General features: G+C 69.2%; 19 protein-coding genes and 2 pseudogenes. 10 read left to right on the top strand and 11 right to left on the bottom strand.

Annotated features, from left to right (window positions below; translation table 11 throughout):
• Positions 1-137 precede the first annotated feature (137 nt).
• The 6 genes from ACFYML_RS34110 (at position 138) to ACFYML_RS34135 (ending at position 7,738) form a co-directional block, all read left to right on the top strand.
• Positions 138-1,757, top strand: a complete 1,620-nt coding sequence (locus ACFYML_RS34110; RefSeq protein WP_387424561.1) for an ABC transporter substrate-binding protein — start codon at positions 138-140, stop codon at positions 1,755-1,757.
• Between the two features lie 78 nt (positions 1,758-1,835).
• Positions 1,836-2,795: an ABC transporter permease gene (locus tag ACFYML_RS34115; RefSeq protein WP_387424562.1), complete on the top strand. Its 960-nt coding sequence runs from the start codon at positions 1,836-1,838 to the stop codon at positions 2,793-2,795.
• A complete protein-coding gene (locus ACFYML_RS34120) occupies positions 2,795-4,786 on the top strand; it encodes a dipeptide/oligopeptide/nickel ABC transporter permease/ATP-binding protein (RefSeq protein WP_387424563.1) in 1,992 nt (663 codons plus the stop codon). The genes ACFYML_RS34115 and ACFYML_RS34120 overlap by 1 nt, the downstream gene beginning before the upstream one ends.
• Positions 4,783-5,820: an oligopeptide/dipeptide ABC transporter ATP-binding protein gene (locus ACFYML_RS34125; protein WP_387424564.1), complete on the top strand. Its 1,038-nt coding sequence runs from the start codon at positions 4,783-4,785 to the stop codon at positions 5,818-5,820. Before ACFYML_RS34120 ends, ACFYML_RS34125 begins: the two co-directional genes overlap by 4 nt.
• Positions 5,817-6,737, top strand: a complete 921-nt coding sequence (locus ACFYML_RS34130; protein ID WP_387424565.1) for a dihydrodipicolinate synthase family protein — start codon at positions 5,817-5,819, stop codon at positions 6,735-6,737. The genes ACFYML_RS34125 and ACFYML_RS34130 overlap by 4 nt, the downstream gene beginning before the upstream one ends.
• Before the next feature lie 59 nt (positions 6,738-6,796).
• Entirely contained in the window at positions 6,797-7,738 is a 942-nt protein-coding gene (locus tag ACFYML_RS34135) for a dihydrodipicolinate synthase family protein (protein ID WP_387424566.1), read from the top strand.
• Between the two features lie 2 nt (positions 7,739-7,740).
• Here ACFYML_RS34135 and ACFYML_RS34140 read toward each other — a convergent pair whose 3' ends face one another.
• Complete coding sequence (locus ACFYML_RS34140) at positions 7,741-8,727, bottom strand: acetylxylan esterase (RefSeq protein WP_387424567.1); 987 nt, start codon at positions 8,725-8,727, stop codon at positions 7,741-7,743.
• Positions 8,728-8,861: 134 nt separating this feature from the next.
• Positions 8,862-10,793, bottom strand: coding sequence for an exo-alpha-sialidase (locus ACFYML_RS34145; RefSeq protein WP_387424568.1), 1,932 nt, complete (start codon positions 10,791-10,793; stop codon positions 8,862-8,864).
• Positions 10,794-11,054: 261 nt separating this feature from the next.
• On the opposite strand from ACFYML_RS34145, the gene ACFYML_RS34150 reads away from it, so the two are divergent.
• A complete protein-coding gene (locus ACFYML_RS34150) occupies positions 11,055-13,046 on the top strand; it encodes a beta-galactosidase (protein WP_387424569.1) in 1,992 nt (663 codons plus the stop codon).
• The gene (locus tag ACFYML_RS34155) at positions 13,043-13,810 is read left to right on the top strand and encodes an SDR family NAD(P)-dependent oxidoreductase (RefSeq protein ID WP_387424570.1); all 768 of its coding nucleotides are present in this window, start codon (positions 13,043-13,045) and stop codon (positions 13,808-13,810) included. Before ACFYML_RS34150 ends, ACFYML_RS34155 begins: the two co-directional genes overlap by 4 nt.
• 93 nt (positions 13,811-13,903) lie before the next feature.
• Here the strand turns inward: ACFYML_RS34155 and ACFYML_RS34160 are convergent, their stop codons facing one another.
• Positions 13,904-15,139: an exo-alpha-sialidase gene (locus ACFYML_RS34160; RefSeq protein ID WP_387424571.1), complete on the bottom strand. Its 1,236-nt coding sequence runs from the start codon at positions 15,137-15,139 to the stop codon at positions 13,904-13,906.
• A gap of 484 nt (positions 15,140-15,623) precedes the next feature.
• On the opposite strand from ACFYML_RS34160, the pseudogene ACFYML_RS34165 reads away from it, so the two are divergent.
• Positions 15,624-16,358 (top strand): annotated as a pseudogene (locus ACFYML_RS34165) (IS110 family transposase); the annotation flags it as partial.
• Here the strand turns inward: ACFYML_RS34165 and amcB are convergent.
• The 3 genes and pseudogenes from amcB to amcA form a co-directional block, all read right to left on the bottom strand.
• Positions 16,357-17,322 (bottom strand): annotated as a pseudogene (amcB, locus tag ACFYML_RS34170) (cyclophane-forming radical SAM peptide maturase AmcB); the annotation flags it as partial. The pseudogenes ACFYML_RS34165 and amcB sit on opposite strands and share 2 nt — an antisense overlap.
• The gene (locus ACFYML_RS34175; protein ID WP_387424572.1) at positions 17,319-17,666 is read right to left on the bottom strand and encodes a hypothetical protein; all 348 of its coding nucleotides are present in this window, start codon (positions 17,664-17,666) and stop codon (positions 17,319-17,321) included. The gene ACFYML_RS34175 and the pseudogene amcB, both read right to left, overlap by 4 nt.
• The gene (gene amcA / locus ACFYML_RS34180) at positions 17,663-17,827 is read right to left on the bottom strand and encodes a multiple cyclophane-containing RiPP AmcA (RefSeq protein ID WP_387424573.1); all 165 of its coding nucleotides are present in this window, start codon (positions 17,825-17,827) and stop codon (positions 17,663-17,665) included. The genes ACFYML_RS34175 and amcA overlap by 4 nt, the downstream gene beginning before the upstream one ends.
• Before the next feature lie 370 nt (positions 17,828-18,197).
• Here amcA and ACFYML_RS34185 point away from each other — a divergent pair, with 370 nt between their 5' ends.
• Complete coding sequence (locus ACFYML_RS34185; RefSeq protein WP_387424574.1) at positions 18,198-19,424, top strand: helix-turn-helix domain-containing protein; 1,227 nt, start codon at positions 18,198-18,200, stop codon at positions 19,422-19,424.
• A 7-nt stretch (positions 19,425-19,431) separates the two neighbouring features.
• Here the strand turns inward: ACFYML_RS34185 and ACFYML_RS34190 are convergent, their stop codons facing one another.
• From ACFYML_RS34190 to ACFYML_RS34210, 5 genes are all read right to left on the bottom strand, one after another.
• Complete coding sequence (locus tag ACFYML_RS34190) at positions 19,432-20,109, bottom strand: YdcF family protein (protein ID WP_387424580.1); 678 nt, start codon at positions 20,107-20,109, stop codon at positions 19,432-19,434.
• Positions 20,110-20,128: 19 nt separating this feature from the next.
• Complete coding sequence (locus tag ACFYML_RS34195; protein ID WP_387424581.1) at positions 20,129-20,335, bottom strand: hypothetical protein; 207 nt, start codon at positions 20,333-20,335, stop codon at positions 20,129-20,131.
• A gap of 376 nt (positions 20,336-20,711) precedes the next feature.
• A complete protein-coding gene (locus ACFYML_RS34200; protein WP_387424575.1) occupies positions 20,712-20,855 on the bottom strand; it encodes a hypothetical protein in 144 nt (47 codons plus the stop codon).
• 264 nt (positions 20,856-21,119) lie between these two features.
• Positions 21,120-22,415 carry a hypothetical protein gene (locus ACFYML_RS34205; protein WP_387424576.1) on the bottom strand — a complete coding sequence of 432 codons (1,296 nt, stop codon included), beginning with the start codon at positions 22,413-22,415 and terminating at the stop codon, positions 21,120-21,122.
• On the bottom strand, positions 22,412-23,107 hold the full coding sequence (locus tag ACFYML_RS34210; protein WP_387424577.1) for a GGDEF domain-containing protein: 696 nt from the start codon (positions 23,105-23,107) through the stop codon (positions 22,412-22,414). Before ACFYML_RS34210 ends, ACFYML_RS34205 begins: the two co-directional genes overlap by 4 nt.
• Positions 23,108-23,227: the final 120 nt, after the last annotated feature.

A 23,227-nucleotide genomic window follows, 5' to 3' on the forward strand; every position in this document is an offset into this window, starting at 1 on the left:
CTCCTGGTCATTTGGTCTTGACCGGGGACGAGCGCGGCCCCTAGCCTCCACTCTACAGGACATGGGACGTAGGACGTCCAATGTGATGGCTCGAAGAGATCATTCAAGCCGAAGCCATAATCCCCACAGGAGGCACCGTGAGCGCTCCGGTTTCTCGGCCAGTTTTCAGCCGCCGCGACTTTCTGCGCTACAGCGGGGCGGTGAGCGCCGCGGCGACCATCTCCGCCACCCTCTCCGCCTGCAGCGGCCCCGCGTCCACCAGCTCGGCGGGGGCCGGCGGTGACAAGGACCTCGTCACCGCCGTCATCGGATACGGCAACAACCAGAGCTGGGACCCGACCATGACCGCGTCGGCCTTCTCCATGGCCGCCATCAACCACATCTACGAGGGACTGGTCGACACCGACCCGATCACCCGCGAGCCCTACCCGGCCCTGGCCACCGCCCTGCCGGCCGACACCTCGGCGACCACGTGGAAGTTCACGCTGCGGCAGGGGGCCAAGTGGCACGACGGGCAGCCGGTCACCGTCGACGACGTGCTCTTCACCTTCCAGCGCATCCTCGACCCGGCCGCCCAGACGCTCACCTATTCCTTCTTCGGAACCTGGCTCAAGGAGGCGCGCAAGGTCGACGACACGAGCGTCGAACTGGTCTTCAACTTCCCGTTCCCCGATGCGCTGCAGCGCCTGACGATCGCCAAGATTCTGCCGAAGCACGTCTTCGGCGCGCCCGGCGGCTGGGACGCGGCCAAGGGCGGCAAGGCGGTCGGCTCCGGCCCCTACAAGATGGTCGCGCACAACCCGAAGTCCAACACCGTGCTCGAGGCTTTCGCCGACTACAGCGGCCCCCGCAAGCCCGTCATCAAGAAGATGAACTGGCTGTCCATCGTCGAGGTGCCAGCCCGGGTCGCGAAGATCTCCGGCGCCAGCGCCGAGGCCCAGATTGCCGACAACATCCCGTACGCCAACATCGACCAGCTGCGCAGCGGTGGGCTGACCGTCGAGGGCGGCAAGGGCATGAACCACATGTTCCTGATGTTCAACACGGCCCAGAAGCCCTTCGACGACGTGCGTGTGCGCCAGGCGCTCCTCTACGCCATCGACACCAAGAAGATGATCGACGTGGCGCTCAAGGGCCACGGCACACCCGCCACGAGTTTTCTCAACGAGCAGAATCCGTCGTACGCCAAGGCGAAGACCGTCTACAGCTACGACCCGGCGAAGGCGAAGGCCCTGCTGGCCGCCGCCGGCGTGACGAACCTGTCCGTCACGCTGATGGCGGTCAACGTCAGCTGGATCACCGACTGCCTGCCCACCATCGCCAACTCCTGGCAGGCGATCGGCATCAAGACCACGCTCGAACCGCAGGACACCGCGGCGCTGTTCACCAAGATGGACCAGTCGCAGTCCTACCAGGTGGTCGCGGCGGCGTCGAACCCGAACCAGTTCGGCCTGGACGCGGACCTGATCCTCCGCTACAACTACACCTCCGGCGGCACCTGGATGAAGTACACCAAGTGGGACACCAGCCCGGCGGCCAAGAACCTGTTCGCGCTGATGGACAAGGCCACCCAGGAGTCCGACCGGACGAAGAAGCTGGAGCTGCTGCACCAGTACCTCGACGTCATCGCGGAGCAGGCGGTGCTCTACCCCGTCCTGCACACGGAGCTGATGACCGCCTGGGATCCGAAGAAGCTCACCGGAGTCCGGCCGCAGGCGTACCCGGGCATCAATCTGCTGCAGGCGCAGCGCGTCTGACCCCTCGTGCGGCGCCGGGCACGCCCCCGGCGCCGCACCCACCGCCCATCAGCCGGGCCGCGTCAGGAGGATTAACCAGTGGCAGTCGTCGCCAGAATGCTGGTCCGCCGGATACTCATCCTGATCCCGCTGTTGCTGGGCGTCATCCTCTTCGTGTTCATCATCATGCGGTTCTCCAACAACAAGCCGGAGTACGCCTACTTCCAGGGCGCCAACCCGACGGCGGAACAGATCCACCAGTTCCAGGTGCAGAACGGCCTGCTCGACCCGCTGCCGCTGCGCTATGTGCGCTTCGTCGGCGACCTGCTCCACGGCGACATGGGCACTAGCGTCCTCACCAAGGCGCCGGTGCTCGACTCCGTCGTCACCGCGCTGCCGCTCACGCTGCAGCTGACCTTCCTCGGCCTGGCGGTCGCCGTGGCCCTGGCCGTGATCTTCGGCGTCACCGCGGCGATCTTCCGGGACCGCTGGCCCGACCAGCTCATCCGGCTGGTGTCGCTGATCGGCGTCGCCGCGCCGGCGTTCTGGCTGGCCCTGCTGATGATCCAGTGGCTGGCCGTGGATCGCGGCTGGTTCCCGACCAGCGGCTACATCAATCCCGGCGACTCGTTCAGCGGCTGGCTGCGGTCGATGACGCTGCCGGCGCTGTCCCTGTCGCTGCCCGTCGCCGCCCAGTTGACCCGGATCATCCGGACGTCGATGGTCGAGGAGTTGGACAAGGACTACGTCCGCACCGCGATCGGCAGCGGCCTGCCGCCGATCGTCGTGATCGGACGCAACGTCCTGCGCAACGCGCTGATCAATCCGCTGACGGTGCTGGGCCTGCGCATCGGCTACCTGCTCGGCGGTGCGGTGGTCATCGAGACCATCTACGCGCTGCCCGGCATGGGGCAGCTCATGATCAACGGCGTACGCGACGGGGACCCGGCCGTGGTGCAGGGCGTGGTGCTCACCATCGCCACCGGCTTTGTCGTGGTGAACCTCGTCGTCGACGTCCTCTACCTGCTGGTCAACCCGAGAATCAGGAGCGCCGCGTGATGCGCAGCGGACTCGCGAGCAGACTCTCCCGGCCCGGAATCCGTTTCCGGCGGCTCGGCCTGCCCTCGTGGATCTCCCTCGCCGTTCTCGCCGTGATCGCCCTCGCCGCGGTCCTCGCCTCCGTGCTCGCCCCGCACTCGCCGTACGTGCAGCAGGCGGCCGGCGGCGGGCCCAGCGCGGCGCACTGGATGGGCCTCGACAGCGCGAACCGCGACATCTTCACCCGGCTGCTCTACGGCGCACGGTGGTCATTGATCATCGGGCTCGGCGCGACCGCCATCGCGCTGGTCTTCGGCGCGGTGATCGGCGCGATCGCGGCCACGTCGCGCAAGGCGGTCGACGAGGCGATCATGCGCAGCCTCGACGTCGTCATGGCGTTCCCGGGCATCGCGCTCGCCGCCGTGCTCGTCGCCGTCTTCGGTGGCAGCATCCCGGTGCTGGTGCTGGCCATCGCATTCCTCTACATGCCATCCATCGCCCGCGTGGTACGCGCGAACGTTCTCGCCCAGTACGGCGAGGACTACGTCGCGGCCGAACGCATCATCGGCGCCCGCACCCCACACATCCTGCTCAAGCACGTGGCGATCAACTGCGCCGCGCCCATCCTGGTCTTCTGCACGGTGATGGTGGCTGATGCGATCGTCTTCGAGGCGTCGCTGTCGTTCATCGGCGCCGGCGTACGCCCACCGGACCCTTCGTGGGGCAGCGTCATCGCCGACGGTCGCAACATGGTCCTGCTCGGCGGCTGGTGGGCCACGGTCTTCCCCGGCCTGCTGATCCTGATCACGGTCCTCGCGCTCAACATCCTCGCCGAGGGCGTCTCCGACGCCTGGGCCGCACCCACCGCCCGGCGCGCCGACCCGGTCAGGAAAGCGTCGGAGGTCGACGCGCTCGAGCAGGCGACCCCCGGATCCGGTGAGATCACCGAGCTGCCGGGACTGGCGAAGGCCGCGCAGCGGCTGGCCGAACGGGCCCGCCCGCTGCCGCAGGGCGAGCCGATCCTGAAGGTCAAGGAACTCACCATCGGCTTCGAGGGCCGGCACGACGGCGTGGACGTCGTCGACGGCATCTCCTTCGACGTGCGCCCCGGCGAGGTCCTCGGCCTCGTCGGCGAGTCCGGCTGCGGCAAGTCGCTGACCGCGCTGACCATCATGGGCCTGCAACCACGCGGCGCCCGCATCGGCGGCCGGATCCTCTTCGACGGCAGGAACCTGCTGACGCTCCCCCGGACCGCCCGCCGCCGGCTGCTCGGCCACGACATGGCGATGATCTACCAGGACGCACTGTCATCGCTGAACCCCGCGATGACCGTCAAGGCGCAGCTCAAGCAGGTGGTCCGCCGAGGCGGCCGGCGCAGCCCGACGGAACTGCTGGAGCTCGTGGGCCTCGATCCCGCGCGTACCCTCTCGGCCTACCCCCACGAACTGTCCGGCGGCCAACGGCAGCGGGTCCTGATCGCGATGGCCCTCTCCCGCGAGCCCAAGCTGATCATCGCGGACGAACCCACCACGGCGCTGGACGTGACCGTGCAGGCGCAGGTGATCCAGCTGCTGCTGCGGCTGCGTGCCGAGCTGGGTTTCGCCCTGATCCTGGTCTCACACGATCTCGCCCTGGTCGCCGACGTGACCGACCGCGTCGTCGTCATGTACGGCGGTCAGATCGTGGAGACCGGCGTGACGGCAGCCCTGGTCGGCGCGCCCGCGCACCACTACGCTCGCGGGCTGCTCGGCTCGGTGCTGTCGCTGGAGTCCGGCGCCGCGCGGCTGACCCAGATCCGCGGCGTCGTACCAGCCCCGGCCGACTTCCCCAACGGCTGCCGCTTCGCCGACCGCTGCCCGATGGCCACCGAGATCTGCCGGACGCAGACGCCACGGCTGGCGGGGCAGCGCCACCACGAGGTGGCCTGCCACCACCCGGCGATCGACATCCCGGCGTCCGCTCTCGCCCCCGGCGCGAACGCCGCACCGGCCAGCCACGCGGAGGCACGATGACTGCGACAAGCACCCAGACGCTCGTCGAACTCGCCGACGTGCACGTGGTGTACACGGCGCGCTCCGGCGGGCTGTTCCGCCGCGATCGCGTCTACGCACTAACCGGCGCGGATCTCACCATCGAGGCCGGCGAGACGGTGGGTGTCGTGGGGGAATCCGGCTGCGGCAAGTCGACGCTCGCCAAGATCCTGGTCGGGCTGGAGAAGCCCACCACGGGCACGGTGCGCTTTCGCGGCCAGGACCTCTGGTCGATGTCCCCTGCGAGGCGCCGGGCGGCGATCGGGTCGAGCACCGGCATGGTGTTCCAGGACCCCTCGACCGCGCTCAACCGGCGGCTGCCCATCCGGCAGGTGCTGCGCGACCCGCTGGACGTGCACCGGGTCGGCAACCCCCGGCAGCGTGAGGAGCGGGTACGCGAACTGCTCGACCTGGTGGGCCTGCCGTCGAGCGTCGCCGACCTGCTGCCGAGCCAGCTGTCCGGCGGCCAGCGCCAGCGGGTCGCGGTCGCCCGCGCGTTGGCGCTACGGCCGCAACTGCTGATCGCCGACGAGCCGACCAGCGCGCTCGACGTCTCGGTACGCGCGCAGATCCTGAACCTGCTGCTCGACCTCAAGGAGCAGCTCAACCTGGCGATGCTCTTCGTCTCCCACGACATCCAGACGGTGCGGCGCATGAGCGACCGGGTCGTGACGATGTATCTCGGCCGGATCGTCGAGCAGACCCCGGCCGGGGCGGTGCCCGGCGGTGCCCACCACCCCTACACCCGCGCGCTCTTCTCGGCCACGCCCGGGCTGCTCTTCCCGATCGACCCGATCCCGCTGGCCGGGCCGGTTCCTTCCGCTACCCGGCCGCCCAGCGGATGCCCCTTCCGTACCCGCTGCTGGAAGGCCGACGACCGGTGCGCCACGGAGATGCCGGGAGTGCAGACCGACACCGTCGTCCGGCCCGACGATCACCTGTTCCGTTGCCACCACCCGATCCGCGACGGCTCGACCGACCTCGAACTGATCAGCCAAGCACAGGAGCCTTCATGACACTGACCGGCGTCATCCCCCCGGTATCCACCCCGCTGACCCCGGATTTCGAGGTCGACACCGGATCGCTGACCCGGTTGGTGGACCATCTGCTGGACGGTGGGGTGGACGGGCTGTTCGTCCTCGGCTCCACCTCCGAGGTGGCCTTCCTCCCAGACGGCCACCGCAAGATCGTGCTGGACACGGTTCGGGGTCACGTCGCCGGCCAGGTTCCCGTGCTCGCCGGCGTGATCGACATGACCGCCCTGCGCGTGCTGGACCATGTGCGGGTGGCCGTCGAGGCGGGCGTGGACGGGCTCGTGGCCACCGCCCCCTTCTACGCCCGCACCCACCCCGCGGAGATCGAGCTGCACTTCCGCACCATCGCGGCGCGGGCGGGGTTGCCGTTGTACGCCTACGACCTGCCGGTTTCGGTGCACAGCAAGCTCGGCGCCGACCTGCTGCTCGACCTCGCGGGCGACGGTGTGCTGGCCGGAGTCAAGGACTCCAGTGGTGACGAAGGTGGCCTACGCGGGCTGATCCTCGGACGACGGGACCGGTCGGACATCGGCTCGTTCAGCGTGCTGACCGGCTCCGAACTCACCGTCGACTCCGCGCTGTGGATGGGCGCGGACGGCGTGGTGCCGGGCTTGGGCAACGTCGACCCGCACGGCTATGCGCGGCTGTTCCGGGCCGCGTCGGACGGCGACTGGGCGGCCGCGCGAGCCGAACAGGAGCGGCTGCTGCACCTGTTCGAACTCGTCACTGTGGGCAGGCCGCGAATGGGTCCGGGTTCGTCCGCGTTGGGAGCGTTCAAGGCCGCACTGTACCTGCGCGGGATCATCGACTACCCGACGACGGCGGTGCCGCAGATCCCGCTGAACGAGGACGAGATCGCCCGGGTCGGGAAGTATCTGAGCGCGGCCGGCCTGCTGTGAGACCCGGCGACGGCGGCCGCGGACAACGGGATACGCCACCACGGACCAGCCACGAGACGATGCACAGGGCGCCGGCACCGAGATCGGCGGACCTACGCGGTACGTGGGGGACGTTGCTCCTGCCGTTGCGTGCCGACGACACGATCAACTGGGACGAGGCGGCGCACGCGCTCGATGTCCTCGTCGCCGCCGGGCTCGATGGCATCTACGCGCACGGCACCGCGGGCGAGTTCCACACGCTCAGTGAGGACGAGTACGACCGGATCAACGAGCTCGTCGCCGACAAGTGTGCGCGCCACCGGATTCCGTTCCAGATCGGCGCCAGCCACATGAGCGCGCAAACCTGCCTGGGCCGGGTCCATCGGGCACGGGCGGCCGCGCCGAGCGCCGTGCAGGTGACGCTGCCGGACTGGCTGCCACTGTCGCGTACCGAGGTGATCCGCTTTCTGGTCAGGATCGCCTCGGCCGCCGACCCGGTCCCGCTTGTCCTGTATAACCCGCCGCACGCGAAGACCCACGTCGCCGCCGTCAGCTATGCCGCGATTCGCCGGGAGGTGCCGAGTCTCATCGGTATCAAGGTCGCCGGCGGCGACGCCGCGTGGTACGCAGCGATGCGGGAGTACGCGGGCGACCTGGCCATCTTCGTCCCGGGGCATGCCCTGGCGACCGGCCTTCGGCATGGCGCCGCCGGCTCGTACTCGAACGTGGCCGCGCTCAATCCGGCCGGCGCCGTCGGATGGCAGCGGATGATGATCGAGGACCTCGGGGGTGCGCTCGATGTGGAGCGCCGGATCCAGCGGTTCCTGGCCGACCACGTCGACCCGCTCGCCCGGCAGGGCTTCGGGAACCCGGCGCTGGACAAGTTCCTCGCTCATCTCGGCAACTGGGCCGGGATCGGCACCCGGGTTCGTTGGCCTTACGCCTCCGTCGACGAATCGGCTGCCGAGCGGCTACGTCCGATCGTGCGCGGCTGCCTGCCGGAGCTCTTCCCAGGCCAGTGAATTCAGCCGGCGATGTCGTCGGCCAGCACGTTCCGCAGCCACCTGATCTGCTTCGCACGCTGCCTGCCTGCGCCGCCTTCGTGCCCGTTGTATGGCCACACCGCGATGTCCTTGCCGCTCGACGCGTAGTGGTTGTAGGCGGCGAAGACGGTCGAGGGTGGGCACACGCTGTCCATGAGGGCGACCGAGAAGAGCGCCGGCGCGCTGGCGCGGGCGGCGAAGTTCATGCCGTCGAAGTAGCTCAGCGTCGCGAAGACCTGGTCGACGTCGCCGTGGTAGGTCTTCAGGTATGACACCAACTCGCCGTACGGGAGGGCGTCGGTGATTTCGGCGGCGCGCCGGTAGTGGGACAGGAATGGCACGTCGGGCATGGCGGCGGCGAGCCCGTCGACCAGGCCGGCGACGGCGACGGTGATCCCTCCGCCCTGGCTGCCGCCGGTGACCACCACCCGGTCCGGGTCGACCCTGGGGTGCGCGCGCGCCGTGTCGACCGCGCGGACGCCGTCGGTGAGGACTCGGCGGTAGTAGTAGTGGTGCGGGTCGGCGATGCCGCGGGTCAGGAAGCCGGGCGCCTGGGGCAGGCCGACCGGGTCGGGGTCCGGGGTGTCGCCCACGAGCTTGCCGTTGCTGCCCTGCCCCCGGGTGTCCATGACGAGGTGGGCGTAGCCGGCGGCACTCCAGGTGAGCCAGTCGTGCGGCAGGCCGCGCCCGCCGCCGTACCCGATGTACTCGACCACGCAGGGCAGTCGGCCGCTCGCGTGCCGGGGCAGCAGGAACCAGCCGTGCACCGGCTGGCCGGCGAATCCGGGGAAGGTGACGTCGTACACCTCGATGGTGGACAGGCCAGCGTCGTAGGGGACGAACCGGGCCGGCCAGTGCGCGGCGCGCGCCTGCTTGAGAGTGATGGCCCAGAAGTCGTCGAAGTCGGTGGGCTCGTCGCGGGCGGGCAGGTAGTCGCGGAGGCGGTCCAGTGGCCAGTCGACGAGCATGAAGTTCTTCCCTTCGCGTGTACGCGTTACTCACCGTGCCGTTCACGGGGTGGCCGTCGGTCGCGGCCGTTGCCGGGCTTCGTCGGAAATGGCACCCACCCGCGGTGGGCGCCATTTCCGACGGCGGCTGCCGGTCAGTCGACGGTCTCCAGCGGCAGCCTGAGGCCGAGTTGGCCGCCGATCGGGAGGTTCCGCTCCTGAATCAGGGCCAGTTCGGTGGCGGACAGGGCGCGGCGGTAGACGCGTACCTCGTCGAGCGTGCCGCGGAAGCGGTCCACGCCGTCCAGGCGCTGTCCGATGTGCAGCCCTTGGATGCCGAACTCCTGGCCGAGGGTCGCCGAGCCGGCCGGCGCGGCCGCCGACGAGACCTGGACGCCGTCCACCAGCAGCCTGAGCTGCCCGTCCGCCCGCTGGAGCACGACAAAGTGCCACTGCCCGTCGTTGTACGCGCTCGGCGACTGCACGGTGACGTTGTACCGGTCGACCGAGAGGATCGCGCGGATGCGACTGCTCGCCGGTTCGGCCCGCAGCCATAGCGCAGGCGGGTTGGTGCCCGAGTTCACCCGGTAGGACCAGAGGATCGAGTGCGCGCCGGTCTTCTCCGAGTACCGGATCCACGTGCTCAGCGTGAAGTCGTCCGCGCCGAGGTCGATCGACCGGTCGAACGGCACCTCCACCCGATCGTCCACTCGGTCGAGTGCCAGCCCGTTGCCGAACCGGCCGTCGGTGACCTGGGCGCCACCGCGGACGTAGGCGTCGTTGCGGTAGGGCGACTCGTCCGGCGTCCGCGGTCCGGGCGCCGGCGGTGTGGGAATGCCGGGCGGAGTGCCGTTCGGGGTGTCGAGGTACGCCTCGTTGAATCGGGCGAACCGGATCGTCTCGTACGGGCTGACTTTGCCGGCCTCGTACATCAGCGCCGCCTCGTCACCGTCGAGGCGCACCATGTCCGAGTAGGCCGAGGGACCCCAGTAGAAGACCTTGCCTTCGTTCCAGGTCTCGAAGCTGCGCCCCTCGTCGTAGGACGAGCGGATGCCCATCGCCTCGCGGGCGCTGGGGTGCAGCGGCGAGGAGAAGAGGATGCGGTCATCGCTGAATCGCAGCAGGGAGCCCTGGACGTCGGTCGTGGCGAGCGCCGGCATGGTGCGGAAGGGTGCATCCCACGTCTCGCCGCCGTCGCTGCTGATCGCGTACGCCCGGCTGCCCGGGTCGGTACCGCGCTCGCGGGCCGACGCGTAGATCCGTCCGTCGGTGAGCTCGATGACGGTGACCTCCTGCGCGATGACGGCACCGTCGTCGCGGAACGTCTCCGCACCGATGTTCCAGGTCACTCCGCTGTCGTCGCTGTAGAGCAGATGCGTGCCGTAGATGTGCTTGCCGACCCGGTCCCAGGTTTCGAAGCTCGCCCCGAGCACCAGCCGGCCCGCGTGCGCTCCCCGTTGAAGCTGGATCCCGTGCATCGGGCCGGTGGCGTACCAGAAGTTCCACTCCGGGCGCTTGCCGTCGGTCATCTCGCGGGCGGCCGACCAGGTTGCTCCGTTGTCGTCGCTGAACTGCACCCACGGGTCGCGGTCACAGCCATTGGGGCACGGCTCGGGACCGTTGTGCGTGCTCACCACCACGACGCGCCCGGTGCTCCGGTCGACGATCGGCACCGGGTTGCCGTGGGTCTCGCCGTTGCCCTCGGAGACCACTTGCAGTGGTCCCCAGGTCCGGCCGCCGTCGGCGGAGCGGCGCAGCACGAGGTCGATGTCCTCGTCGTCGCCGCAGTCCTTCACCCGCCCCTCGGCGAAGGCCAGAATCATCCCGTTCTTCGCTCGCACCACTGCCGGAATGCGGAAACAGGCGTACCCGAAGTCTCCGCGCTGGTAGAGCACCTGCTCGTCGACGTACGGCTCGCTGGTCTGGCTTTCGCCGGCCACCGTGCTCGTGCCCGTCGAAGCGGGCTCCGCGCTCGCGGGACCGGCGAGCATGCTGAGCACGACGCCGGCCAGGGTCAGCGCCACCCCGAAGCCACGGTAGCGGCGGCGTGAGCCGGCCGGGCCTGTTGGCGAATACCCATCGTTCATTCGTCGCACCTCCAGGAGAGTCGTGCGCCCCGTTGTCCACGCGGGATGGCTCGAGGCGATCGGATGCGTCAGCCGAGTCGGATACGTAGGACGTGGGATGTCATGTGGCCGAAACGATACGCGCATTGATGAGTCGAGGACAAGCACCCCTTGACGTCGCCGGCAGGTCGCCATACTGTCCCGGCAACAATGGACATCCCATGTCTTGGTCGTGTTCCCCGCGCGAGCGGCCGACCGAACTCACCGAAAGGAAGTGGCGGCATGACCATGCCGAAGATCATGTTCGGTGGGGACTACAACCCCGAGCAATGGTCCGAGGACATCTGGGTCGAGGACATGAAGCTCATGGTCGATGCCGGGGTGTCGGTGGTATCCGTCGGCATCTTCTCCTGGGCCAGGGTGGAACCACGTCCCGGCACGTACGAGTTCGGCTGGTTCGACCGGGTGATGGACAACCTGGCCGAGGCCGGTATCGGAGCCAGCCTCGCCACCATGACCGCTTCCCCACCACCCTGGCTGTCCCGACACCAGCCGGAGGTGCTGCCGCAACGCATCGACGGGGTCCGGCTGTGGCCCGGTGGGCGGCAGCAGTACTGCCCGTCCAGCCCCGTGTACCGGGAGCACGCCGGGCGGTTGGTCGAGCACCTCGCCCGCCGCTACGCCGGGCACCCGGCGCTGAAGCTGTGGCACATCGGCAACGAATACGGCTGCCACGTGCGGGCCTGCTACTGCGACGTGTCGGCCGAGGACTTCCGGCGCTGGCTACGCGAGCGGTACGGCGACATCGGCGCGCTCAACGAGGCGTGGTCGACGACATTCTGGTCGCAGCGCTACGACGACTGGGCGGAGGTCCTGCCACCGCGCACCGCACCGACCTTCGCCAACCCCGCCCAGAAGCTGGACTTCGCCCGGTTCAGCAACGACGCGATCCTCGCCTGCTATCTCGCCGAGCGGGACATCGTGCGCCGGTTCGCCCCGGACGTACCGGTGACGACGAACTTCATCGGCCTGGTCCACAAGCCGATCGACTCCTACCGGTGGGCCGCCGAGCAGGATGTGGTCAGCCTCGACAGTTATCCCGACCCGTACGATCCGCGGGCTCACGTGGAGGCCGCGTTCGGCTATGACCTGATCCGCTCGGCGCGTCGCGGTCAGCCCTGGCTGCTGATGGAGCAGGCGCCCAGCGCGGTCAACTGGCGCGAGCGCAACGCGCCGAAGCCGCCGGGGCTCATGCGGCTGTGGAGTTGGCAGGCGGTGGCGCAGGGCGCGGACGCGGTGCTCTTTTTCCAGTGGCGCCAGGCGGTCGGCGGTGCTGAGAAGTTCCACTCGGCGATGGTGCCGCACGGTGGTACCGAGACCCGCGCCCATCGCGAGATCCGGGCGCTCGGGCAGGAGATCGCGGGGGTCGCCGAGCTGGCCGGCACGCGGGTGCACGCCGACGTCGCGCTGCTGCACGACTGGAACAACTGGTGGGCGCTGGAGTCAGACGCCCACCCGGCCGTGCTCGACCTGCTGGAAACCCACCGGGCGCATTACGCGCCGCTGTTCGACGCCCACGTCACCTGCGACGTCGTGTCGCCGGCCACGGACCTGTCCGGCTACCGGCTCGTCGTCGTACCGAACCTGTACCTCATGTCTACCGAGGTGGCCGCCCGACTGCGTCGCTACGTCGAGGGCGGCGGGCACCTGGTGGTGTCGTTCTTCTCCGGCATCGTGGACGAGTCCGACCGTGCCTACCTCGGCGGATACCCGGCCCCGTTGCGGGACCTGCTGGGGCTTCGCATCGACGAGTTCCGGCCGCTGCCGGCGGGCGGCACGATCGAACTGGACATCGCGGGAGAGCGGCACACCGGCACCGTGTGGTCGGAATGGATCGAGACCGAGGGAGCGGAGGTGCTGGCCACCTTCGCCGACGGCGAGCTGGCCGGCCGGCCGGCGGTCACCCGCCACTCGTACGGCGCAGGTGTGGCCTGGTACCTGGCCACCCGGCCCGACCCGGCGGCGATGCGCGCGCTGTTCGACCGAATCCGTGGCGTGGCGGGCGTGGAGCCGGTGCTGCCCGACCTGCCCGCAGGGCTGCAGGCGGTGGTCCGGCACGGCCCGGACACCTCGTACCTCCTGCTGCTCAACCACGGCGCCGAGGCGGTCACGGTCGCGTTGCCCGCGCCGGCGGTCGATCTGCTCGGCGACCGGGAGCGTGCGGTCAGCGCCGTGTCGATCGCTCCCCGCGGCGTCGCGGTGCTCCGGAGGTGACGGGGACGGTTCCCGGCCGTTTCGCGGGGCGGGTCGCCGCCGTCACCGGCGCCGCCCGTGGGATCGGCGCCGCGAGCGCGCGCCGGCTGGCGGCCGAGGGAGCGTCCGTACTGCTGCTCGACGTCGCTGACAAGCAGGGTGCCCGCGTCGCCGCGCAGATCCGCGACGCGGGCGGCACCGCCCGCTACGTGCACTGCGACGTGGCCGCCGAGTCGGACTGGGAGGCCGCCCGAGAGGTGGTCCGTACCGAGTTCGGCGGGCTGGACATCCTGCACAGCAACGCCTTCGTGCAGCACGCGGGAGCGGCGCACGAGCTCGACCCGGCGACCTGGGACCGCGTGCTCGCGGTCAACCTCACCGCGCTCTATCTCGGCGTCCGGGCCTTCGTCGGCGACCTGCAGGAACGTTGTGGTTGCATCGTCGTGACGTCGAGCGTGCACGCCCTGTTCGGACTTCCCGGCAGCCCCGCTTACGCCGCCAGCAAGGGCGGGCTGGCGGCACTGACCCGGCAGCTCGCCGCAGAGTACGGACCTCAGGTGCGGGTGAACGCCGTGCTGCCCGGGCCGGTGGACACCGACGCCTGGCGCGAGCTTGATGCGAAGGCGCGGAAGCGAGCTGCGGCGGCGACGATCCTCGGCCGCCTCGGCGACCCGGCGGAGGTGGCCGCCGCGGTGGCCTTCCTGGCCAGCGCGGACGCGTCGTACGTGACCGGGGCGAGTCTTCTGGTGGACGGCGGCTGGAGCGCCACGAAGGACTCGCCCTGACACGGGCGCACCGGTGCCGCCGCGCACGGCGGCGGCACCGGTGCCGAGATCACGGGCTGCCGCGACCCGGTGATGGAGGTTCGCGACCGGCCGTCACGGTCGAAGCTGAGCGACCGGGACCCGCCGGAAGGTGATCGTCTCGTTCGCCCCGAAGTTGCCCGTCTCGTAAAGCACGCCAACTGTGTTGGGGTCGAGCTGGACCAGGTCTGAGTAGGCGGCGGGGAGACCGGACAGCGCCAGGGCCAGCCGCCAGGTCGCGCCGTGGTCGGAACTCACCCGCAGGGTCAGCGCAGCACGGCTGCTCGGGTCCGCGGGGCCGGAGAAGAGCAGCTGGTGACTTGCCCCGGTCAGCTGCAGGACGCTGCCCTGCACGACCGGCGCCACGAGCGTGGCCTGCGGACGGTGCGGCAGTTCCAGGGTCTCGCCGCCGTCGCGGCTGTAGGCATCGGCGCGGTTGCCCGGCGCGCTGCCATTGTGCTCACGGGTGTTGACGTAGAGGCGACCGTCGGGCAGTTCGGCCACCGCCGACTCATTGACGTTGATGTACCCGTTCGGATTGTCGTCGACGGAACCGATCCGCCAACTCTCGCCCGCGTCGTCGCTGTAGAGCAGATGCCCGCCGTAGTACTTCGCCTCCGTACCGAGGTCGGCGGAGCCGGCCGGTGGTGCGATCGAATGGTTGGCCGGAACCACGAGCCGGTCCCGGTGCGTGCCGCCGGCCAGCCGGATCGCGTGGCCCGGGCCCGTGGCGTACCAACGCCAGTTCTCCGCCTTGGCCTGCGCGGTGATCTCGCGCGGCGCGGACCAGCTCGCCCCGTCGTCGTCGCTGTGCTGGACGAAGACCCGGCGGCTCTGCTCGGCTGGCACCTCGCCACGCATGATCGCAGCCTCCGACGCGGACCCGCCGTTGTACGTCGACAGCAGCACGACCCGGCCGGTCGCGGTCACCACCGGGGCGGGGTTGCCCGCGGTGTTGGGGCCGCTGTCGTATACCACCTGCAGGGGCCCCCAGGTGCATCCGCCGTCGGTCGACCGCTTGAGCACGAGATCGATGTTGCCGGCATCGCTGAGTGAGGCGAGCCGCCCTTCAGCGAAGGCCAGCAGCGTGCCGGACCGGGTGGCAACGATCGCGGGGATGCGGAACGCGTTGTAGCCCTCGGTTCCGGCGGTGAAGGGCACCGATCCTTCGCAGCGCAAGCCCTGATCGGTCTCTGCCCGCGCCGCCAGGGCTGATGGGACGCTGGCGCCGGCCAGGCTTGCGACCAGGGCAGCGCAACCGACGACGATGGCCGTCCGGGGCGCGGGGACCTTGCGGGTGGTACTGGACACGATGCCACCTTCTTTCGGGGGATGGGACGTGCGGACAGTGCGGGCTCCCTCCCCGAGTGGGGAACTGAGCTACCGGCAAAGGACGTAGGACGTCCCATCTGACGCTATGATCGGCCTGCCGACTAAGGCCAGGTTCCACGCGACGAACGGTCGATCTGCTGCGGCGAACGGTCGACAGCAACCGAGGGCATCCCATCTCTGCCAGCCCCTACCCTTGCCTATCCGGCGGCCGTCCACGCCGCGGAGCCCTCCATTACCTTCTTGGTGGCCCCGCAATGGGGCGCCCGGCCTCCGGGTCCGGCATGACTGCTCCCCCCTGTTGAACGCATGGCCTGGGGGGTGGTGTCACCGGCCCGGAGGCATCGACAGACCGCTGATTAGGGGCATGACCACCGACTTGTCCGCAAGCCGGGAGGCTCTTCGTAATGTGGATGTGGCGATCGGTGCCGTGGGACGGCCGGGCGGGGACGACCGAAGGACGCACGTGATCGACGTCAGCGACATCGGAGTCTTCCTCGGCCTGGACGTCGGCAAGGGCGAACACCACGCCACCGCCGTCACCCCGGCCGGGAAGAAGGCCTTCGACAAGCGACTACCCAACAGCGAACCCAAGCTCCGCGAGCTCTTCGGCAAGCTCCAGGCCAAGCACGGAACCGTGCTTGTTGTGGTCGACCAGCCGGCCTCCATCGGAGCCCTGCCGCTCGCGGTCGCCCGCGACATGGGCTGCCCGGTTGCCTACCTGCCCGGACTGACCATGCGACGGATCGCCGACCTCTACCCAGGCGAGGCAAAGACCGACGCTCGCGACGCGTTCATCATCGCGGACGCAGCCCGCCTCATGCCCCACACGCTCCGCTCGGTTGAGGTCGAAGACGAGACCATCGCCGAGATGGAGATGCTCGTCGGCTTCGACGACGATCTGGCCGGCGAAGCAACCCGCGTCAGCAACCGGCTCCGTGGCCTGCTCACCCAGATCCACCCGCACCTGGAACGTGTCCTGGGCCCGCGCCTCCAGCACCCAGCCGTCCTCGCGCTGCTGGAGCGTTTCGGCTCCCCAGCCCAGATCCGCAAGGCAGGACGTCGACGCCCGGTCAGTCTGCTACGGCCGAAGGCCCCGCGGATGGCCGAGCGCCTGGTCGAGGACATCTTCACTGCTCTGGACGAGCAGACCGTCGTCGTCCCCGCCACGGATGCGGCCGCGCTCATCGTCCCGAGCCTTCGTTGAGGGCGGTCACGAACTCAGTGACGTAGCGCAAGTCGCCGGCGCCGGCGAGCATGTCGGTGAGCGGCTGATGGAGGATGTTGCCGGCGATGAAGTCGCGGTACCGCTGGTCGGTGATGCCGAGTAGCTCCGGTGACAGCAGCACCACCTGCCCGTCCCAGGAGACGGTCGGGATTGGCTCGCACGGGGCGTGGTCGACGTGTCCGGCACGGGTGGCGGCGAGGTAATCAGCCAGGCGGTCCACGTCGCGGATCCGCAGCGGGCTGCCACCGACGCGGCGCTCAATGAGGCGCTGCCAGAACCGGTAAGCGGCGTCCTCCGACACCGGCGCTCGGTCGGCGCCTTCCTGCTCTTCGATGTTGAAGCCCACCGACTGGCAGCCTGGGAGGCCGGTGAAGAAGTCGACGAGGGCATCGGCGTAGTCGATGGTTTCCGGCGTGACGACGCAGATCACCGAGTACGCCAGACCGGCGTCGACCAGAGTCTGCAAGCCGCGTAGCGTTCGGGAGTCCGTCGGGTTGCCGGCCCGATCAGGGCGGTTACGGTTCAGCGCACCCGGCCCGTCGATGCTTACCCCGATGTCGAAGCCATAGGTGCTGAACAGTTCGCACCATTGCCGATTGATGAGCGTGGCGTTCGTTTGGATCTCGTGGCGCACCATGCCGGCACGCCGCAGCTTCTCGAACGGGGCCACCAGCTCCCGGAACAGCCCGATGGGTGTCGCGGTGGGTTCGCCCCCGTGCCATACGACGCTCACCGGATGGCTGCTGTTCTGCTGGGCGATCGACTCGGCGCACGCCTGCGTAACCGCAGCCTTCATCAGACGGCGGGATCTGCGGTCGGGCAGGTAGCAGTAGGTGCAGTCGAGGTTGCAGAAGCTGGTCGGCTGCACGACCAGTGTGTGGAAGCTACTGGCGATCGCCGGCTGGCCGGTCGCGTTGATGATGCCGATGCCGCTCACGACGAGGTCCCCTCGCCCCAAGTGGCCTCGCCGGCGGTGACACGATAGGAGTCCGTGTGTCGAGCGGGCCAACCGAGGAACCGGTCGAACATGTCGGAGGCACTGCCCGTCACGCTCGGGTTGAGCCGGTGCAGATCGTCGATCGCGTCGTGCAGGCAGCCCGCCAGGTAGAGGAACAGGCTCACCGGACTGTCCCGGTACTCGGCCACGAGAGACAGCTTCGCTGCCCCACAGGGCCACGGCTGCCCGCACCGGCGACACAACCACAGCGGACGCAACGGCAGATGCTCAACCCCAGTCGACACGGTCCGGTACGCCGAGGAACGGCTCTGCTGGCCGGTCACCGCCGATCACCTTCCTTAGCCTGCTGTTCGAACAGCCGACGCCACACGTGCGTGAGCAACGGCGGATCAGCAGGCCGCACCTGCCACTGCTCAGACGCACGCCCGGGCTCGGACCGCCGGGACTGGTCGGCCATCGCATTACGCGAGACGTACACCGTCATGCCGGCACCCCCGTTCGCGACGGTGAGCGGTGGGCTCGCCGGGGGAAAGGCGAGCCCACCGCCGCACCACGGCGGCTGGGAGCAGTCCGCCGGTCACCCACCCACGCAGCCCTCGTGGCAGTACGCAGGCGGGGAAGGCGCCGAGACAGGCTGCTCCAGGACGTTTCGAGCCGGCGGCCCAGGCCGTGCTCCCGTGTGCCGGTCATCGATCCCTCCATCTGCAGCTCCCTGTCAGGTAGCCCCGACACCGGCATCGACATGCGCCGGTGATCTGCGGTGAACTGAACGTAGGGGCAGCCCGTTTGGAGGACCGGGAAAATCCGTACCGGGTCCGTCGGCCATCGAAGGGCAAGGTGATGGTGTGCGAGGCATGACAGAGGACATGACGATCGGGCAGCGCGTCGCCTTCTATCGACGCCGTCGAGGGCTCTCCCAGGAGGTGCTGGCCGGTTTGGTCGGAAAAACACAGGAGTGGTTGCGCAAGGTCGAGACGAGTCGCGCCGACCTGGACCGCCTCTCAGTCATCCGCGCGATCGCCAAGGCCCTCGACGTGTCCCTCGGGGACCTAATCGGCGCACCGACTCTGTTCGAATGGTCCGACGACTCAGGGCGTGAGACCATCCCCGCGCTGCGCGCTGCGCTCCACGACTACCGGCATCTCGCGCCCGCGCTGGCCAGCCCGGCCGCCGTCGAGGCACCCGCCCTGCGCGGGATCGAGAACGACGTCGCCGAGATCTGGACCGCCTACCAGCACTCGCGGTACGGCACCCTCGCCCGCCGGCTGCCCTACCTCATCCACGACTGCCTCACCGCCACCGCGGCCTACGACGGGGACGACGGTCATCGCGCGCACGCCATGACCGCGTACGCCCACCAACTCGCCGCGCTGTTTCTCACCAAGCTCGGCGAAGGCGACCTCGCTTGGACCGCCGCCAGCCGGGGACTGGCCGCCGCCGACGCCAGCCACGACCACGTCGTCATCGGCTCGCTCAGCCGGTCGGCCGCGCACTCCCTCGTCTCCATCGGCGAGTACGCCCAAGCCCGTGGCCTTGCCGCCACGGCGGCGCAGTTCCTCGAACCACGGCTGATCCGGCCAACGCCGCAACTGCTGTCGGTCTACGGCAGTCTGCACCTTGTCTGCGCGCTCGCCGCCGCCCGAGACGACGATCGCGCATCCGCCGACATTCACATCACGGAGGCCGACGCCGCAGCGAGCCGGCTCGGTACGGACGGCAACCACGTCTGGACCGCGTTCGGGCCGACCAACGTTTCGATCCACAAGACGACCGTGGCGATGGAACTCGGTGACGTGCAACGCGCCATCGCCATCGGCGAACCGCTCGACACCACCGCTTTGCCGATCGAACGGCAGGTCCGGCATGCTATCGAGACCGCACGGGCCCTCGCCCGATGGAACCGCATCGACGAGGCCCTCACCGCGCTCCTGGACGCCGAAGCCATCGGTCCCGACCAGGTGCGCTATCACCAGCTCTCCCGGGACCTCGTCCGGGACATCCTCACCCGCCCCCGCCCGCCCCGGTTGGCCGTCGAGCTCAGCGAACGCATGGGCGTCCGGTCGGAAGAGCCTCGCTGGTAGCCCGGCTTCAGACCAGCCGACTCGTGTAACCGGCCTCGACCAGGCGCCCGAAGGCCGCCCGCACCTCGTCCGGTACCTCCTGCGGGATCGCGAACCCGCGCTCCGCGTACACCTCGATCCGCTGCGTGTCGCCGACCAGCATGTCTACCACCCGCCGCGGATCGCCGATGCTACGCACGTAGTCGTCGAGCTCCAACGGATTCGACGCGCACACCACATCGACCTCCGGCCACACCCGCCTGCAAGTGGCGTAGGCCCGACGCTGCTGATACGGCCGCGACATGATCAGCACCGACTCCACCGGGATCTTCCGCTCAGCAAGGAGCCGGCGCGAATACTCCAGGTTTTCTGAAGTGTTTCTGGCTCGGGGCTCCACGAGAATCGACTCCGCCGGCACACCCTGCTCGACCGCGTACTCGCGGTAGTGCACCGCTTCTCCACGCGGGAACCGCTCTATGGTTGTCGGCGCGTTGGCACCGGTGAACACGATCCACGGGAACTGGCCCTCGTGGAACAGGCGCGTCGCGATCACCGCGACGCCGAGGTCATGACTGCCCAGCCCAATCCCCACGTCGCATGGCCGCAGTTGGTGGTGCATGTCGTGGTAGCGCCACAGCGTCTCCACGTCCGCCCGGATTTCATCGGGTATCGCCGGGACGGGTGCCTTCGTATGCCGGTTCACCAGCGCCCGCCAAGCAGGGCGTTCACCGGATCCCCTCGTCGGGCCTTCCCAGGGCGGCCAGGCCAGCCTTCGCCACCTCCAGCGGAACAACCGCGGCGATCGGCTCGTCCCGTTCACTCAGGTAGACGACCTGGCCCTCACGCACACTCCGCAGCAGCTCAGGCAGCACAGCTGACACCGGAAGGTCGTCAGGCGTGGCATATGTCCGGTCGGCGCTGGGTTCCCTCATACCGCCAGCGTAGGGGTAGAGAGGCAACGCGGCGACGCTGACTCCACGCAAGAAGCTTCCCCGCCTGACCGAGACGAGGACCTTGACAACCGCCCAGGGCATCTCGTCTTATCGACGAAAGGCCCCGACCTCGATGAGATGGCACCGGTCAGACTCGCCCGGGGCCTGCCACACCTGCTCATCAGGCCAGTAGCGATGCAGGGACTCTCGGCTGGCCGTGGCAATAGGTGCCCGCAAAGGCTCTCGGACCAGGTCATCCAGCAGCTGCTCTTCCCGCTCGATGTCCTGAACGATGATCAGCACCGCTCCGACCGGCACCGGGGTCCGTACGCCGGTAGCCGGTCAGCAGTCCACCCAGTCCCGACGTCCGCTTCTCTCACTCCGCCATGGCGTCACCTACCGCGCCCCGGTCAACGTGGACCAGAAACCGCAGGCATCGTCCGTCCTCCAGCCACACGCCGTAGCCGTCGGCCCGCAGGTGCGCCAGGTCATGCTGGCGCAGCCACGCCGAGGTTTCCATCGTCGCAAGGCCGGTCAACGCCGTGCCGAGCGCGGCGGCCTCCCGACGTCACACAGGGGCCCTATCCAGGCGGTCATGCCACCCGGCCTTCGTCAATGTTCCTGGCGATGCCGTAGAGCAGGGAGTGTCAGTCATCCATAACTACAAGGGGCCCGAGAAACACCGCGCTGTGTATGAGCGCCGGATCGGGCCGTGACTTCAGCATCTCTCGTCAATATCGGTGGGGCAGGGACTTCTGCCCCTGCCCCACCTGGTCAACAGCTCCTACTCCTGGTCTTCTGGCTTGGGCTTGCGACTGCTGAGCATGCGCACGGTTGTGCTGAGCTTGATCGGGGCGTCGTCGGGGCCTCTGAGGAACGGGTTGATGTAGACGGGGCGGCGCAGTGCTCTGCTTGGTCCGTATGGCTGGTTACGCCAGTGGCCGGACACCCAGAACCGGCTGGTCTGGCAGTGGCCCGCGTCGCCCGGCGCCGATCGCGCGCTGGGAGTTGTGGTGCCGCGGTTCGCTCGGATGCGCACGACCCGCACCTCGGGCGCAGGTCGGTTGGTGCGGGCGTAGATTTTGCGAACGGCTTTGTCGATTTCCGCTGTCGTGACTTCGGCGGCCTGCTGTGCGACCAGCAGCCATGTCGCGAGCAGCGCTGCCGCTGGATGGTCGCCAGGTAGCAGGTGCTGCTCGTGAACCTGGACCGTGCTCATTGGGCCGAGCCAACCTACCTGTTCACGGAGTCGCTGGAGTGGTTTGCCGTCCAGTCCCCCGCCGATCGTGCGGTAGTTGACCAGGTGCCAGCCGTCGCTGGTGATGGTCCAGGATGCGGCGGCGATCTGCCGTCGCGTAACCGGCCGCGACCACACGAGCAGTCCGTCCGTGGATGGCATGAGGTCGCGGCTGATGGTGACGTCGGGGACTTTCTCAGCGGCGTATTCGGCCAGGTCGGTGAAGTCGCTGTCGATCCAGAACAGCCGTGATCGGTCCAGGCCGGCGGCGATCTGTTGACGTGCGCTGGTGTCCGCGAGCGCGGCGGGAAGGTTGTCGGAGCCTCGGTAGAAGCGGGCGAGCCGGTCGCGTACCTTCGGCAGCTCTCGACCAGTGATGGCGGTGGCGGGCCAGGCGGTCGTTGTGATGAGCGTTCGTCCCGGGACCCGGGCGTTCAGGAACGCCAGGTGCAGTTCCTCGATGCGCTCCCGCGCCTCCGGATGGTTGCCGAAGCCGAGGACCTGCACCGCTCGGTCGACGACCTTGTCGCTTCTGCCGTCGTCGATGTGGGTCTGGCACGTTGCGCACGCCGCCCATGCGTGACCGAAGTTCTGCACCAGTCCCCCGGCCGTACCGATGGCGACGGCGGCGACTTCTCCGCCGACGAGCGTCCACGTCGGGTACGGGTCGCCGCAGAAGTCGCAGGTGCGGTGCACGGTGTCGAGCTCGCTGACCGGGACGGGTACCGGTTCGTGTCCGTCGGTGGCGAGTTGAATCGGGTGCACGTAGGTGGGCGGTGTACCGAGGGTGTTCAGTGGGGCCAGGCAGATCTGGCAGGCCATCTCCTGCCGTGTGGCCGTCATGCCATCGCCTCGTGGTTCAGCTCCCGGTTGTCGCGAAGGCGCGGCCCTCGACGGCTGTCGGCGGCCGGCATCGCCATGCCCGGCTCGTAGACGGCGTGCCGGTTCCGGCCGTTATGTTTGGCGTGGTACATCGCGATGTCGGCACGGCGTAGGGCTACCTCTTCGAACGGGTCAGTGGCTTCGGCGAGCGCCAGGCCGACGCTGGCGGTGACCGTGACCGTGACGGGCTCGCCGTCCGCGGCGAGTTCGACGGGCTGGGAGATCAGAGCGACGAAGGTGTCGGCGATGCGGGCCAGGTCGTCGGTGCGGACGGGCAGCAGTGCCGCGTACTCGTCGCCGGCGAGCCGCCCGGCGGTGCCGCCGTGGAGGGCGGCGATGTCGGCGATACGGTCGCCGATCGCGATCAGGAGGTCGTCTCCCCTGTCGTGGCCGTGGGTGTCGTTGACCGGTTTGAAGTCGTCGAGGTCGATCAGGACGACGATGATGGGCCCAGCGTTGTCGGCCTCGGCGAGGGTGGCGTGCGCAGCGATCAGGCCGGCGCGGTTGAGCATTCCGGTGACCGGGTCGTGTTCCAGCTGCCAGATGACGTCCGTGAGGTGGTTGCGGAGTCGGCGGATGAATGGCCACATGGTGAGGCCGCCGAGGGTGAACGCCACCAAGGCGGTGGCGATCATGATCAGTGGTAGGGACACTGGAGTCCTCCATTTCACTGAGCCTTTTCCAAGCTGATCTTGCAGCTCAGGGCGGGTGTGGCGAGCCCGGAGATCGATGAGGGCGAGGCTCCAGGTAAGACAGCAGTCGACCAAGATCCG

Source organism: Micromonospora sp. NPDC007230 (assembly GCF_042869115.1).
In the GTDB taxonomy this organism is placed as follows: domain Bacteria; phylum Actinomycetota; class Actinomycetes; order Mycobacteriales; family Micromonosporaceae; genus Micromonospora.

Coding starts and splice junctions, on each gene's coding strand:
- ACFYML_RS34120 (WP_387424563.1), top strand. CDS start 2,795: ATGCGCAGCGGACTCGCGAGCAGACTCTCCCGGCCCGGAATCCGTTTC.
- ACFYML_RS34125 (WP_387424564.1), top strand. CDS start 4,783: ATGACTGCGACAAGCACCCAGACGCTCGTCGAACTCGCCGACGTGCAC.
- ACFYML_RS34130 (WP_387424565.1), top strand. CDS start 5,817: ATGACACTGACCGGCGTCATCCCCCCGGTATCCACCCCGCTGACCCCG.
- ACFYML_RS34135 (WP_387424566.1), top strand. CDS start 6,797: ATGCACAGGGCGCCGGCACCGAGATCGGCGGACCTACGCGGTACGTGG.
- ACFYML_RS34140 (WP_387424567.1), bottom strand. CDS start 8,727: ATGCTCGTCGACTGGCCACTGGACCGCCTCCGCGACTACCTGCCCGCC.
- ACFYML_RS34145 (WP_387424568.1), bottom strand. CDS start 10,793: ATGAACGATGGGTATTCGCCAACAGGCCCGGCCGGCTCACGCCGCCGC.
- ACFYML_RS34150 (WP_387424569.1), top strand. CDS start 11,055: ATGACCATGCCGAAGATCATGTTCGGTGGGGACTACAACCCCGAGCAA.
- amcA (WP_387424573.1), bottom strand. CDS start 17,827: ATGACGGTGTACGTCTCGCGTAATGCGATGGCCGACCAGTCCCGGCGG.
- ACFYML_RS34185 (WP_387424574.1), top strand. CDS start 18,198: ATGACAGAGGACATGACGATCGGGCAGCGCGTCGCCTTCTATCGACGC.
- ACFYML_RS34195 (WP_387424581.1), bottom strand. CDS start 20,335: ATGAGGGAACCCAGCGCCGACCGGACATATGCCACGCCTGACGACCTT.
- ACFYML_RS34200 (WP_387424575.1), bottom strand. CDS start 20,855: ATGGAAACCTCGGCGTGGCTGCGCCAGCATGACCTGGCGCACCTGCGG.
- ACFYML_RS34205 (WP_387424576.1), bottom strand. CDS start 22,415: ATGACGGCCACACGGCAGGAGATGGCCTGCCAGATCTGCCTGGCCCCA.